Consider the following 14,375-nt stretch of genomic DNA (forward strand, 5'->3'; position numbering starts at 1 on the left):
TTACTACCGCCCAACGTTCGTTGGTTGCTCAAATGCCCCTTTACGCTATAAAAATTCCAGCGTTCATGGACATTTATTGTTTAAACGCTACTGAGATATTTTCCCGTCGCTAATCAATGCGGGGTAATGGTTGATTAAAAACAATTTCGCAAAATCGTGTCCTTGAACGGGGTAGATAGTCAGGTCGTATTGTTTAAAGCGATTAAGCCCTTGCTCCGTTTTGACATTTACAATGATGCCAATGGCATTGAGCGATTTAAGTCGTTGTTCGTGATGTGTAAGCCACTTATGAGAAAGAGGATCATCTCCGACTATAAACAGAGGCTGAGGGAGGGTGGCTGATGTTGTCTGGGTCGTGGTGGTGACGTTAATTTTCCCAGGTGTTAACTGTGGTGTTTCAACGGGGAGCATTTGAGCGTATGGGTTCGCTGCAATGGCTTGCTCACAAAAGAAAATAGAGGTGATAAGCAGCATTTTGAAAATAGGCTTATTCATAGGAAACACTCCGGTAGTTTGTAAAAAAGCTGGATTTGTATTTCTCTGCAAGTGCCCCTCCTGCAGGACGATGAAACCAACCGGCAGCATCAAGCCATGAACCATGTACCTGGTATCCTTGCTTTAAGAGTTTCGCTGCGTGATTAAGATTGGTCCGTGGCTCAAGTACACTGCAGGGGGATACAAAATGCTCCCCTTGGTATCGCCAGTTCTGCTGCGTGAGGCCAATATCGACAATGGAGGTTGTTGTCAAAAATCGCGTTAATGCCCTGCAAGCCTGTTCATTCGAGTTATAAAAATAGGCTTTTCCTTGGACGTTCAATGTCCATGGCCAAGGTCTGACATTCCCATTCGTGAGTTTTTTTCTACTTTCGGTTAAGGCTACGCCGTACAGCACTTTTGCAGGAATACCGTGTTCATGCGCCACTTGGATATAAAGCGCGGGGATAGCCGGCGCGGCATATGATGCGAGAGGGAAGCTAACCCATAACATGCAAAGGATTAAGGGGTGACGAAAGACCATGCTCCCTCCTTATTTTTGGCGAGAGAAACCGGAATAGGCTTTGCTTTTGCGACAGTTAGCCATGAACCATCATCATGGTTGAGCGTTATTTGCTTTTCATCTACATCGAGCTTACGGATACCCGCACGCATAGCCCATTCACGCAATGCGGTGTCATCACCTTTGCCGACAAAATAAATATCGACTTTGCTACCTTTGCTCCGCCATTGCTGTAGTAATTGAGAGCAGGTGTCACACTGAGCGTTGACATAGAGTGCGACTCGTTCAGGGGTGTTATTTCTGACAAGAGGAAGATTTGGGTACGCAGCTTTCCAAGCTGCAGTTCTTGCTCTATCAAATGCAAGCAACCCTTCGGCCAGTTGATATTCATGCTTGACTAACAATCTCGCGTATTTTTCTCGTTCGGCTTCTGTTGTCGCGCTGCGGCCCAGTACAGCAAGTGGGTGGCTATCTTTCATTTCCCAACCCTGACTGCTTGCCATGACGCGTTCATATTCATTCCATTCCGTAAGGGATAATCCAAAGCGGGTGGCCTGTTGTTCTTTGTTTTGAACTGAATGTCGTTCGTCACTGACAATTTGCGTTTCGGTTTGTGCCTGACTCACCGTGGCCGCATAGAGCGGACAACTCAGTGTCAGTAACAATAAAATGGAGCCGATGATAGCGTTCACGTTCATTTGCTACTCCTTAGAGTGAGTGTTTGTGCGGAATGTAATTGTTGAATATCAATGAAATCAGGTTCGATGGACGTAACGCGCCAACCTGAATAGGTGTCGTTGCGCTTAATCAACGCAACATCTGAGAGAGAGCTCGCATTAAGCGGTGATACGACAGCGAGCAACAGCGTCCCTCGACGTTGGATATCGTGAAGCGTGAATGGTGCGCTAACTGATTGCAGAAGTTTTTTGGGTGGAATTTGCTGAGGTTGTGCGGTGTTTTTGGGTGGAACACTGGGTTTGCTGTCAGCCGACCGCTTAACTAGGTTGAGTTGTGTCGATAATTGTTCGAGCTGATTGGTGAGTGCTGTTAAGCGGTCTTGATAGTGGCTTTGCCATTGCGAAGTAGACTGATTGATACCTGCCAGCTTCTCATCGGTGGACTGTTTATTGTTTTCAACTTCATCATTCAATAGCTGTAAGGCGACTACCGCATTGGAAACTGACTTTAGTTGCGCCTCAAAGCCGGTCAGTTGCTCTGTAAAGGCGCTCATTTTGCTTTGCTCTACAGTCAGGGTATTAATTTTATCGTGAATATGAGGAAGCTGCGTGTATAGGCTTCCGATGCAAATAGCTGCCGAGATAACGCCAATACCTAGAACTTTAAGGAATAACACCACGCATTTTTTGAGTTTTGCTAACATCTTCACCGCTCGTTATTTTTAAAAGCAAATTACGAAAGACGGTATAGAAAAAAATTTAAAAAGTACTGATTAGAATCCCATTGAAAATAAATTCTGAAAAACGTATTTATAGATTTTAATTTGATACTATTGAAGGTTTTTCATCTTTCTATGGCTAAGTTAAAGGCATAAAAAAGCGGAGCTATTAACTCCGCAAAGGGTCTTTCAGGCAACTGCTTTACTATCTAGCGAACTGGCGACGCAGCGTGACTAAGCCTAGACCAAGTAATCCCAAGAAACCTAATGCACCGCCACCGCTTGAGTCTGGCGCCGGCTCAGGCGTTGGAGGCGTGATAACCTCACTCTTGCCTTTGTTGAAGGTTACTGTGTGGCCATCTTCTAGCGTTAGCACACCCTCATAGCCGTTTTTGCTTGATACCGTGTAAGTACAAATATCAAAAGGTTGAACTTGCCCAGCCATACAAGAGCTATTGGCTACATCGATTTCAATATCACCCGTACGAAATGCGGTGTCTGTTACCGGATTAGCATGTAGCGACTGCACTTCAATGGTGGTTGATTGCCCTGCGGCAACGCTGCCAATCGTTTGATGATGCCAGGCGTTAATGGTAGAAAGAATGAAAGGAGCAGCATAGGATATTCTTGTTGCCGTAGAATTCCCCGATGCCGAGCTAATATGAATACCTATTATCCTCTCCTTCTCACCAACCACCGGTGAGCCTGAATCGCCAGAAACAATCTTCGCTTCTGTTAATGCCTCCATTGATAATTCTTTAGTACCAGTGAACGCACCACGAACCTTGAAGGTCGCACTATTCAAAGAAAGCCCCGTTTGCCCAAAGCCATAGCCGGTGTAAACTTTGTCATAGTCATTTTCGACAAATTGCGTCGATAAGAACAGGCTTTTATTTAACAAAGGTTTATCTTTGAGCCTCCACAATGCAAAATCAGTATCATCTGAGTGCTGAATAATCTCATCAACTGCAATATTGCCACCGCTTTCTGCTGTTGCTCCAACTAATTGCACATCTTGCTTAAGGCAGTGCCCTGCCGTCATTACCCAGTTGCCGGCAATGATCGTGCCAGTACAGTTCATTTCAACTAGTGATGGAAATTCAGCAGCTGATTCAGGGATACCATTTTGGATGGCAAATGTTGGCGCTGACATTGCCATTAACATCATGCTGAGTAAGGTTCTTTTCATTATTCTTTACCTCTTTTGAAATTAATTAATGTATCGGGCGATAATCCACACCAAGGCGCTGCGCCATGTAAGCAAGTCGTTTATCTAAGGTCCAGATTTTCGCACTTGGTGTAATAAGTGTTGACGCCAGTAAGGTGATATCAACTAGACCACAGCCAAGCCCATACAATCTTTCATTTTCAAGAAAGGCGAGCACCTCTGTCATGCTTGCTTGATGACTTTGTGGTAACAACCCTAAATCCTTGAGTGTTTGCTGCCTTGGTGCAGGGGGTGTCCCACAAGCAATTTCAGCAAGAACCATGGGATGCATAAGCACCAAGTCACAATGGAGCAGTTGAATCAAGGTGCTATTCCTATTTCTGAAATGATCAACCCAGACTGATGTATCAACCAAAATAACCATTAGGTCAATGGCTCCTCACGGCGACGAGGTGCAGATTGCATTTCCTCAGAACTGCCGCCAAGCAACGCGAGTCGTTTTGCTGCTTGTACTCTGACAAATGTTTTTATGGCTTCCCGAAAGAGGTCAGCTTTGTCCATCTCCGGATCAGCCATTTCCAGTGCCTGTGCATACAGCACATCATCAATCGTTACCGTTGTTCTCATGAAAACCTCCAAGAATCAATAATGATGATATTGTGAGTCATTTTTAGCATCTTTACAAGAGGTTGTTTTCATTAAATCATTTTTTGTGCTCACAACATTCTTTTCAACAAACATGCGATTTCTCCAAAAAATTACAATGCCTTAGCGGCATTGCTGCGTGCCAGTGATGCAACTTGGTAGCGTAATTGTTTGCCCAGCGCCCCAAAAACCTAATGTTGAACAAGTTTGCCGTTCCTCGCCTTGCTCACAGGTTTGCTGGTTCGCACCAGTGCAGTAGGTATATTTCGACTGGGTTTGTCCAGGTGTACATACTTTCTGTGTATCACCTGAGCCAAATTTCACTCCGTAGATTTCATATAAACGACTATTTTCGCCCATTGTTGTGAAATATGTATCGGTAGTGAACCGCCCCCACCATGAGACGGAATCGCGCTCGAATAGAGTCGCATAACCATTCCGCAGTACAACAGCTGCGTCATATTCGGCGGGGGTAAAGCGATAATGTTGGACATAGCGGCCATCATCCATGCTGCCGATACTGACAATCTCATCAAATTCACGAAATGATTTGGTTAAGGTGATATTGCCAGCAGTAAGTCCTGCGGTTGTTGGTGCTTGCCAAAGTAACGTGTATTGGCGCTCAACTTTATTATTTCCTCCAGATCTTAAAGGCTCTGGAACTCGATTTATGCTATTCCAATCTGCCAAGCCTTTATTGTGGTCGACGCCTCTTGATGCTCGTTCGCCCACATTTTGTTGATGAGATTTAACGGCTTCTTCAAGTGTCCATCGCTTTTCTTCTGCAATAACTGGAGACGCCAATAAAATTGCGACTGATGCCATTAGTGCGTTTTTGAATAATGTTCTCATTTTGACTTCCTTTATTTTATGGGCAGGCAATAAGTGACAACGCTGATATCGCCATCAGTTTTTATTTCAAATTCATCGGCAGTTTTCTTCTTCGCAGCATACTGAAGATAAACATTCCAATACGTCATTTTTTCACTAATAGACACTCTGCTATTACCTATTAATGAATACACATCATCGACCTTGTACATGCCTTGTGGTGTGGCTTGAATTGCGGGTTTTAATAGTTTCGGGCACTCGGGTTTACCGATAGTTGCCCCATGTTGGACGGTTTCGACTGACATCACCTGACTGACTACGGATTGAGAACTGTCGGTATTATTCATCGATAAACCTGCTATGTTGGTGATTGCTTGATTACCCACATCCCAGGTACCCGTTAATTTCGTCGAGCCGTCTTTACGTAGAAACTCGTTATAAGCGGAACTGTTCATTGGCGGGTAAATACTGATTTCAATATCTCCACTGGCGTTTTGCTTCGCGAAGGGGATTTGCAACAGATACGAATTCCAGCGTTTTTGCTGCTCACCAAGCCGAATCGTGGGTATAAATAATCGTGCGGTGTTTGCATCAATCACGGCATAACTGATTTTACTTATAAAAGGAGTGTATTCAGGGCGCTTACACTTACCTGCTTGCGCCTCTGCGATAGAGCAGGCTATCCAGTAACGACTGTTGTAATCTGTTACTAGCGCGTCTAACGATGCTGGCCACATTTGTACTGGGTCAGTGGTGATACGGTTGCTGTCTCGAAAGTAGTGATACCCCTGAACGCTGGTAATCACTTTTTCAACGTGTTTTGCAAATGCTTGAGCTTTGCTCTTTTCAGCAAGCAGTAATGCGCCTTGCATGATAAACAGCGCGACAATACTTAATACTATTAGCGAGAGTAATGTCTCGACTAGGCCGAAACCTTTTTGCCTGATATTGCTTGTTTTCATGATCTTTTCCACTCAAATAAGCGGCTAAGGGAACCCCCTTAACCGTGCTTGGGCTTTATTCAAAACATTCGTCTTGAGGATTAAAATTAACCTGTTGGTATTCACTGGTTATCAAGGGCAAATTAAGGACAACATTAATGACATTGCCGCTTTCCTCCGTTAAATAGTCGGTTTGCGCAAACGTCTTAATCAAAAAATGACGTAGTTCTGGTGTCGCAGCCGTAATACCTAGAACGTATTGCTGCTTATTTCGGTAACTGGGGACGATGTGCCAACCACTGCTGTCCACTAATGCTTGCACCCCCAAGCTCGCTAACGTTGGGGTGATTATGATCCCTTTGCAATTAGGTTCAGAGTGATGCGGAGCCATTAAATCTGTCATGGCCAACATCGTTTCATCTACGACATGGATAAGCCGTTTTTGTTGTTCTACATATTCTCCCCAGCGCATGAGAGCGGGGACGGTCATTGCGAGTGCTGACGCAGTAACAACCAGAGCCAAAATAAACCCTAACAATGAAAATCCCCGCGCCTTCATTACATCGTGACCTTAATGGTTGTGCCGCTCGCCGTCACAGATGTACAAGGCATCGATGGACAACGGTCAGCACTCACTGGTGCAAGCTTTGTTGCTTGACGATTTAAATTGTTGGCGTCAACGTTAGTCATCGAGATATCGACTCGAGAAGCATTAGTGGCCACTGCAATACTGTAATCACCGCCATAAGGGTTCGCTTTTTTTCCGTCTTTATTTTGACCGCACCAGGTCGCCCCTTTGTTGCCGTTTCCGTCTTTGCAGAGCTCACTGATACTCACACCGGCAACGTCGGTTTTAGCACCTTGCCAATCAACCACCGCTGCTTTCATTTGCACAACATCTGACGACGTTGTTGACACTTTGATCATGCCATTTGCGACGTTGTACAAACTTAAAATCGCCAAAAATGCGATAGAAGCCACAATCATCCAAAAGATAAAATCTTGCAGTGTGAAACCATTTTGCCGCCCCTGCCCTTTAACCGTTGGCGTGATTTTTGTGGGTGTAGTTTCGTCTGCCGCTTGGTTCTGATTAATCACATCTTGTGAGTGAAACTCGTTGTTTTTCATATCTATATTCCTATTATTTTCATTAAAGTTAAGGGGGTAAAAATTACGCAGTAGCTTCTAAGAGTTGCATCACCGACGTACCAATGAGGGTAGCCAGTACAGCAATCGCCACTAATAATCCGACTTTGGGTAATATGGCTGACATTAACGCGATGCGACGTTCAACCACTTTTTGATGCGCTTTCGCACTTTTAAACAGCAACACACTGTTATCTGCATAGCCTCCGAGCACTTTGAGCGCAGAACGCTCAAAGGGAAGCAATAATCCGGTATCCATGATTTCCCCGAGGTTTTCTTGGCCGATACTGCGCTGGCGCATTTGACTGACATGCGAGGTTATAAAGGGTTGGCCATGAGTTCCAATTGAGGCTAAGGCGTCATCAAGCTTCATGCCGCAGGAAAGTAAGTTGGCGACACTTTCCATTAATGATGCCGTCGTCGCGGTTTTGAACAGTGAGAAAATCGGTAAGTTGTCCAAACCTTCTCGCAACTGACCTGTGACGCGGGGGAGCGCAAACGCTAGGATCATTAAGAACACCACACAAAACACTGCGACGACTGGGCCCCATAACACCGCTATATCATTAACCAGTTGGCCTAATCCAAAAGGGTTAAGCTTTGGCGCGGCGGCGAGCACTTGATTGGATACGTAAACCCCTAATCCACCCACGCCAATAGTGATTAAAAAAGGAATGGCTAATAGTGCAGCGATTTTCCCCACGATATTCTGGCCGCCCTCAAGCTGACGAATGGCCGCTTTAAGTCCTTTCTGGCGATCACCGGCAAGCGTTGATACTGTAATGGCTGAAATCACCAGCGGTGGAAGCCAGCCCTGTAATACATCGGTGAACTGCTCTCCTCTCGCTGGCGCATCAAGCCCTGCAGTCCCAATGTGCTTGGTTGCACTGGTGCCGTTTTCGATTAACGATTCACAAAACTGACGAGTCGTTAATCCGTATTCATCACTGCTTTGCCATTGTTCAAGTAATGCAATTTGGTCTTTAGTCGTAAATGCCCATTGCGTCAGACTTTTGCCTAAAATGTTCATAGTGCCTCCTGCATTGCTCTGTAGGTTTCATTCACGTTAACCGGCATCAACCCATCGACTTGCTCCGCTGCAGACGCAATATCAACTTGACCTCGACCTATACGAGATAAGGTATGCGCCTGAATATCTGGCCAACCTTGCTGTTGCAGATGCAATTTCCAACCATGATCATCCTCTCTGGCGATAAATCCGCGGTCTAAATCGTTGAGCACAATGATTTCCATCACGACCAATCGACCTTTTTCACCTCTACCCTGACAACATTCACATCCATTAGGGTTGATCACTCTGGCGAGGGAGGTTTTCTCTTTTAGTAAGGTGTTCAATTGATTACGCTTGCTATCGAACACACTTGATAGCCCCATATCTTCATAAATAGCGTGAGCTTCATCCAGAGGAAGTGCGCATTGGCACAGCTTGCGCACGAGCTTTTGATGTACAAACATCAACATTAGCCCTGGGGCCCCTACAATCGCCGCAGGGATGTTAAGTTGTTGGATAAATGTTTGCGGTATACCGATAGCCGAATTGGTATGTAATGTAGTGATCGCCAGCCCTCCGGTTTCAGCTTTACGGCAGAATTCTTTGGCGGCTGCATGCTCACGAACCTCTCCCAACGCAGAGACATCCACATCATGTCGAAGCGTTTCAACTGCGTAATAGGCGTAATCACGATAACGCCCCTCACCTATTTTTATTTCTTTTTTGGGCTCTACCGTGGTTTTACAGACACCCTCTTGCTCAAATTCCACTGGGTCTTCTAAGGCGTGAACACAGCGAGCAATGCGATCGATTAATTCAATTAATGCGGTGATTAATGTTGATTTGCCGCTGCCCATAGGGCCACTCACCACAATGGCTCCACCTCGTTTGTGGATCATGCTGTTTAACACATCGATATAAGGTGCGGGTAAGTCCATATCCGCTAATGACAGCGCAGCAGTTCCAGAGGTGACGCAGCGCAACGTCATTTTCACCCCGTGATTAAGCGGAATAAGCCCTACCCGCCATTCGAAAGGCTTTTCATGGCCATCGCGCGTTTCTAATAAAATTTCAAATCGATCGTTGGCAGGGTCACGCAGCTTAATATCCTGCTTGCCTAGTGTTGAGAAGATATAGCTGGCTAAGGCAACGCCTATCTTGCGGGTTTGGTGTAAAGCACTTTGTCCATTACTGAGACGTTTTAATACTTCACGTTTCCCATCCACCCTCATTAAGAAGCGTGTAGACTCTTTATTGACCTCGATATGAATGTCACTTGCCGAAGCATTGACCGCAGCCTGACACAGCGAGGTGAAAAACTTGGCTAATTCGGAATCTTGATTCTGTTCATAATTTTTTGAGGTGGTTTGTGACATGATTTCAATCACAACTTCAACCTGCTCCTGTGTCACCTGAATGACTTTGATGTCTTTGCCTGTCATCAAGGGTAACGCTTTGACGTACTGCACAATTTCATCAAGTTTCGGAGCGGTTTTAGGTGCAGCGCTCATGATTTCACCTTCACGCGTCACATACGTTGTTCCGTCATCAAGGCATAACCGGATAAGTTCAGCATCCAGTAAAATAGCGGGGTTCGTCGACGAATTATTCATAACTGCCCCCGGCTAAAAAGCGGGTCTTTTTATCGAACGACACGGTGACACCTTTATCTGTCACCGAAACCACCTTCACGCCCCCCACGTCACTGCCTTTACTGACGCGCACCGGCGCAATGCCATCAATTGAGAGATAGGCACTCGTTTCCCCGCCACTGGTGATCAATGAATTGAGCATCACCTGAGACAAGATATCGACAGAGTGAAGAGGCATATTGGCATTTGCCGCACCGGCAGGCATTGAGTTCCCAAGCCCAAGCATGTCAACGTCAAGAGCATTAAGATGTTTAGATTTGGCTTCACGCTCTTTCGCCTTTGCCTCTTCCAGCGCCACATCTAAGTTTTTAAGACTAAGCTCAGTGGTTTTACTAATGACGTCCAAGGCATTTCTATCAAGCGTAATGCTCATATCAATAGGGGGAGTCACAACCACCTGTTGTGGCGGGGCTTCAACGGCTACAGCAAGAGCCCCTGTTGAGGTGGGTGCCATTTCTGCTGAGTCAGCTTCTGAAATGTATGGCGTGGGAATATCGCTACCCGACAACATTGGACCGACAGAAAATATCAGTACCGGAATGGCTACTATCGCTAGACCAATCCATTTGGCATTTTGTTTAATCATGATTAACTCCTCTTTATTGCTGGCCGAACACGTTAAGTACGAGCCTAATGGTGTAATGACCATGCGCAGTTGGTTTCATCGTAAAGGTGTGAATACCGACAGGCGTTTCAGCGAGTAGCTGAGACACATACTTGAGCTCAGATAAAGACGCATTCGCTTTACTGAATGACAGCGGAGTGACATAGGGTTGGGGATAAGAGTTATCACTCGTATCGATCATCCACTCCAAACCAATGAGAGCATCGCGAAGTGGCAATGTGATTGCCGAAGTGGATGCTATGCTGCCTTGCCAACGCGCTAATGTGATAGGCGTTGGGCATAACAAAGTGAAAGACGGAACATCTAGTACACTGTGACAACCAGCAGTTTCTAATACAGAATGGCCGTTGAGCCATGTCTGCATCACACTGTGCTGTCCCAATGGCTGCCGAGTTGCGCTAAGCCGTAACTGGCCACTGACAAACTCAATCGATTGCAATGGCCATTGGTCTGGGAGCAACGCGCCATAGGCACCTAACCCCACGGCTTGATTTAATACCTTGCCCGCATCAGCGCTTTGACTGAGCGATGTTCGATACACTAAATACGGATCAACAACGACTTCCATCTCAGGCTCAGGAGCAGGAAGCGGCTTAGGCGTTTGCCAAAACCCTATACCGGTTGCGACGGTAATGGTGGTAACGCCGGCGATAATCCAAGGCAATATTGAAACGTGCTTCTTTAAGGCAAACGGAGCTAACTCCGCAGTGCTTAGCGCTCGAACGACCTGGTATGTGCGATCATCGGTTAAATGACCAATCAACACTTCATCGGTGACAAACACCTGCTCACAACGCTGTAGCGTCACATCTGCAAGCAGTGTCGCCAGCGAACAAATGACCGCTTTTTGTACGACTTGCTGATAAACCGCGACCATGTAAATCTCATTGTCGGCATGCGGCTCTAGCACGCACCAAGATTGCGGTGGTTCATTTTGCTTTGAAATGCGATCAACCCATGCTTCTGCAGAGGCAAATGCAGGAACGTCACTGGTGTAGCGGCCAATCCAGCCGTTACGCTCAACTGTAAAGCTAAACATTGCGGGAAATCGTTTGGCCATCTCGCGTTTTGAGATGGTTTTCAATGCCCCCAAACGATAGGCAGGGATTGATGAGCTCATCGCACTCGCCTCGGCGTTAATAAAATTAACGTTTCGACGGTTTCACTATTTGTCGCTTGTGAACCTAAGCCATCGATGCCAAAGCTGGCACTTTTGTTTGCACCTGTGGTTTGTTGCTTAATAGAACCAATGACGACCGATTGCCCATAACGAAGATTGTTGGCAAAACCCAAATCGACTTTACGCATAGCGATAAATCGCAATTTAGTGTCTTTGACTGTTTCAGTTTCATCACTGGCTATTTTTGTTAATGAGCCTGCAATGCGTAACGACACATGGTCTTGCTGAACATTGGCTGTCACAAACATATCTACCCCTTCAGACACACTTTCACGGCGCGTCTCTGTATCAGAAGAGTTTTCTGAGGTGTTAACTTTGATATCAGCCAAAAACGGCGTTTCTAACGTTTGCGACAACCGCGCGGGTTGATTGCTTAAGGTCTGGATATTAATCGGGGTTTCTGTCGACACACTGCCTTGCTGTTCCAGAGCTTTAATAAAAGCCGTCGTCCCATCCCATTTACCTGTGCCTTGAAATGCCATACCAAAGCCATTATTGGATGCTGCCGTCGTTGTCCCTGGAATAACAAATTGCAACGAACCATCCCCAATGTCTTTCAGAATATTCCAATCAACACCTTGGTCTTTTCCAAGATTAGAACGAAATTCAAGGACTTGAATATTCAATATCACCTGCTTTTCAAGTTCTTGCTTGTATCGTTCTACGACCTGCTGAACCTGGCGCATACGATCAGGCGTAGTGCGCACGATGAAAGACGATAATGACGGAACGGCTTCAACGCCCCCAATAAGCTCATTGCTTTCTTCGTTAGATTTGAGCACTGCCTTGATCGCAGTCGTCACCTCTTGAATCATGTCCACATTGCTCAACGTGGTACTGATAAATTGCCCTTCGACTTGAGGGTTTTCACCTCCTCCAGTTGAACCTGTTGAGCCTTGTTGTGCGGAAACGGTGCCAATGGGTATGCTAAGGGTGAAGGTTTCTGATAAATACCGACGAACCTCAACTTTGTCTTGAGTGAGCACAAAACCATAGCTAGTTTGGCTGGCGAGCAAATTAAGAATATTTTGGCGTGTTGTATTGGCACTTAACGTCACCGTTGTCGACGCATTCACATCATTATCAAACCAAATGTTAGTCGGCACGCCGCGCATCACATCACTGAGCACTTGTGACAACGGTAAGCGTGTCACATGGACTTTAATGGTTTCTGATAACCAAGGAATATTTTGAGTTTTGACCAAAGGCGTGACGATTACTGGCGGCCGAGTGATAACACTGACATTGTTTAGGGCATTCGAAGGCGTGAGTTGCTCAATGCGTGATTGCATTGATTCAGCCTCTTTTTTTGAGTCTGTATAGGATTGAGATACACACCCTGCCATACCAAGTAACAAGAACGGCACAATAAATGGAGAAGCTTTGCGAAATAGGGACATTATTGTTTCTCCGAAATAAACGCTTGCTGTGTGCCGTAGAGCAACTGAGCTTGAACAGGGTATTCCGTCAGCACTTGCTCAAGTGCATGGGCGATATCCCCCCTTGGGGCAACAATCGGATAGCTAGATAAAAACTGATAATCATCAACCGCTAACCAATTAGCGTCTTGCCATTGCCAACCAAACGTCGTAATCACACTCGCCACTGCTTGCTTGAGGGAGTCACCTGACACCCAAACAATGTCAACAATGCCAGGGTAAGAATGGACGGCAGACATATCGCGGTAATGCGATAAATAAAGGGGTTCATTGATTTCTTTACTGAGCTTTGCAACCACGTCATCCAAAGAGGTGCCCGTCAATGTTTGACCATTGACGACGACTTGACTGAGTGCTTGTTGTGTTTTGGGAGGAAGATGCCAGGCAACCTTGGCAAGATTGTCATCCTGCATCCATTGGCGTAATGAGGACAAATAATTGCTACCAGGTGCAACGACATAATAACGTTGAGCCAAATCTGGCTGTTGAAAGACAGAGGCAGCAACCTCCTGTAGAGGGAGACTTTCTGCTCCAACATTCACGCTACTCGGGGCTGAGCTAAACATTGATTCAAATTCAGCATTTCTCGTAGGGTCAGCTACATGTGAGCTAACATCTTCATTCATGGTGAATATTTCAACGGGCAGAGTGTTGACGCTCGCGGTCAATGCATTGCTGTTTTGTGAAGAAGGATTACTCCAGACATAACCCTCACGTAATTTAAAGCCCACCTCGCGCTTAACCACGTCTTCTTCTAGGGCCCAAGGCTCCCCGCCCATCACCTGCAGCGCTTGACGAACAGACATGTAACCCATGTTCATATGTACGATGGGCAGCGGCTGCTGATAGAGCTGCTCTTCGGCATAACCCAGAGGCGGGCGAACACGGTAACCGGTTTGACCCAGAAGAAAGTCCAACCCTTGCCCGACAGTCGCATTGGGCAGTTGCGGAATATTCACGTTCATTTCATTGGATAACACATCCCGCACTTGCCTTGCCGGCACGGACGATTCAGTGACGTAGCGCGAGCTATAAATAGTCGCACCTATTTCGGTCACATCCGGTGCAACTCTGATATTTAGCGGTGCCAGCTCCACACGGGGTGGCGCTGGCGGCGCGTTAACACAACCCGTAATCACAAGTGCCGCGACCGTGGCCACAATGGGGGTTCGCATAGACGATTTCCTCAGTTTTAAAATGTGAGGAAACGGTACAGAAAAGATTTTGAAAAGTACTGATTAGAATCCCACTGGAAAAAAATTCTGAAAACCGTATTTTTATATTTTAATTTGATATAATTAAGGGTTTTAAAGAAATAATGAAGGCCGCATTCGCGGCTTCAT

At 46.0% G+C, this 14,375-nt stretch carries 17 protein-coding genes; all 17 read right to left on the bottom strand.

Annotated elements, in window-relative coordinates; translation table 11 throughout:
- Positions 1-87: 87 nt before the first annotated feature.
- Positions 88-495, bottom strand: a complete 408-nt coding sequence (locus AAA952_RS14290) for an integrating conjugative element protein (RefSeq protein ID WP_173248964.1) — start codon at positions 493-495, stop codon at positions 88-90.
- The gene (locus tag AAA952_RS14295; RefSeq protein WP_338257963.1) at positions 488-1,018 is read right to left on the bottom strand and encodes a hypothetical protein; all 531 of its coding nucleotides are present in this window, start codon (positions 1,016-1,018) and stop codon (positions 488-490) included. Before AAA952_RS14295 ends, AAA952_RS14290 begins: the two co-directional genes overlap by 8 nt.
- Positions 997-1,695: a TIGR03759 family integrating conjugative element protein gene (locus tag AAA952_RS14300; RefSeq protein WP_014620957.1), complete on the bottom strand. Its 699-nt coding sequence runs from the start codon at positions 1,693-1,695 to the stop codon at positions 997-999. The genes AAA952_RS14295 and AAA952_RS14300 overlap by 22 nt, the downstream gene beginning before the upstream one ends.
- Complete coding sequence (locus tag AAA952_RS14305; protein ID WP_338257966.1) at positions 1,692-2,378, bottom strand: hypothetical protein; 687 nt, start codon at positions 2,376-2,378, stop codon at positions 1,692-1,694. The genes AAA952_RS14300 and AAA952_RS14305 overlap by 4 nt, the downstream gene beginning before the upstream one ends.
- Before the next feature lie 220 nt (positions 2,379-2,598).
- Positions 2,599-3,582, bottom strand: coding sequence for a trypsin-like serine protease (locus tag AAA952_RS14310; RefSeq protein WP_338257968.1), 984 nt, complete (start codon positions 3,580-3,582; stop codon positions 2,599-2,601).
- Between the two features lie 25 nt (positions 3,583-3,607).
- Positions 3,608-3,985 (bottom strand): type II toxin-antitoxin system VapC family toxin, encoded by a 378-nt coding sequence (locus AAA952_RS14315; RefSeq protein ID WP_338257970.1) that lies wholly within the window; start codon positions 3,983-3,985, stop codon positions 3,608-3,610.
- Positions 3,985-4,188 carry a type II toxin-antitoxin system VapB family antitoxin gene (locus tag AAA952_RS14320; protein ID WP_257749616.1) on the bottom strand — a complete coding sequence of 68 codons (204 nt, stop codon included), beginning with the start codon at positions 4,186-4,188 and terminating at the stop codon, positions 3,985-3,987. Before AAA952_RS14320 ends, AAA952_RS14315 begins: the two co-directional genes overlap by 1 nt.
- Before the next feature lie 141 nt (positions 4,189-4,329).
- Entirely contained in the window at positions 4,330-5,058 is a 729-nt protein-coding gene (locus AAA952_RS14325) for a hypothetical protein (protein WP_338257974.1), read from the bottom strand.
- A gap of 11 nt (positions 5,059-5,069) precedes the next feature.
- The gene (locus AAA952_RS14330) at positions 5,070-5,999 is read right to left on the bottom strand and encodes a type II secretion system protein (RefSeq protein WP_338257976.1); all 930 of its coding nucleotides are present in this window, start codon (positions 5,997-5,999) and stop codon (positions 5,070-5,072) included.
- A 55-nt stretch (positions 6,000-6,054) separates the two neighbouring features.
- Entirely contained in the window at positions 6,055-6,537 is a 483-nt protein-coding gene (locus AAA952_RS14335) for a hypothetical protein (RefSeq protein WP_338257978.1), read from the bottom strand.
- The gene (locus AAA952_RS14340) at positions 6,537-7,106 is read right to left on the bottom strand and encodes a hypothetical protein (RefSeq protein ID WP_338257981.1); all 570 of its coding nucleotides are present in this window, start codon (positions 7,104-7,106) and stop codon (positions 6,537-6,539) included. Before AAA952_RS14340 ends, AAA952_RS14335 begins: the two co-directional genes overlap by 1 nt.
- 43 nt (positions 7,107-7,149) lie before the next feature.
- Positions 7,150-8,154 (bottom strand): hypothetical protein, encoded by a 1,005-nt coding sequence (locus AAA952_RS14345; protein WP_338257982.1) that lies wholly within the window; start codon positions 8,152-8,154, stop codon positions 7,150-7,152.
- Positions 8,151-9,749, bottom strand: coding sequence for a GspE/PulE family protein (locus tag AAA952_RS14350; protein WP_014620947.1), 1,599 nt, complete (start codon positions 9,747-9,749; stop codon positions 8,151-8,153). Before AAA952_RS14350 ends, AAA952_RS14345 begins: the two co-directional genes overlap by 4 nt.
- Entirely contained in the window at positions 9,742-10,374 is a 633-nt protein-coding gene (locus AAA952_RS14355) for a hypothetical protein (protein WP_338257987.1), read from the bottom strand. The genes AAA952_RS14350 and AAA952_RS14355 overlap by 8 nt, the downstream gene beginning before the upstream one ends.
- A gap of 13 nt (positions 10,375-10,387) precedes the next feature.
- Entirely contained in the window at positions 10,388-11,533 is a 1,146-nt protein-coding gene (locus AAA952_RS14360; protein ID WP_338257988.1) for a hypothetical protein, read from the bottom strand.
- Positions 11,530-12,993: a type II secretion system protein GspD gene (locus AAA952_RS14365; RefSeq protein WP_338257991.1), complete on the bottom strand. Its 1,464-nt coding sequence runs from the start codon at positions 12,991-12,993 to the stop codon at positions 11,530-11,532. The genes AAA952_RS14360 and AAA952_RS14365 overlap by 4 nt, the downstream gene beginning before the upstream one ends.
- Positions 12,993-14,207, bottom strand: coding sequence for a PFGI-1 class ICE element type IV pilus protein PilL2 (gene pilL2, locus AAA952_RS14370; protein ID WP_338257993.1), 1,215 nt, complete (start codon positions 14,205-14,207; stop codon positions 12,993-12,995). The genes AAA952_RS14365 and pilL2 overlap by 1 nt, the downstream gene beginning before the upstream one ends.
- Positions 14,208-14,375: the final 168 nt, after the last annotated feature.

This window comes from Shewanella sp. M-Br (assembly GCF_036245925.1).
Taxonomy (GTDB): Bacteria; Pseudomonadota; Gammaproteobacteria; order Enterobacterales; family Shewanellaceae; genus Shewanella; species Shewanella oncorhynchi.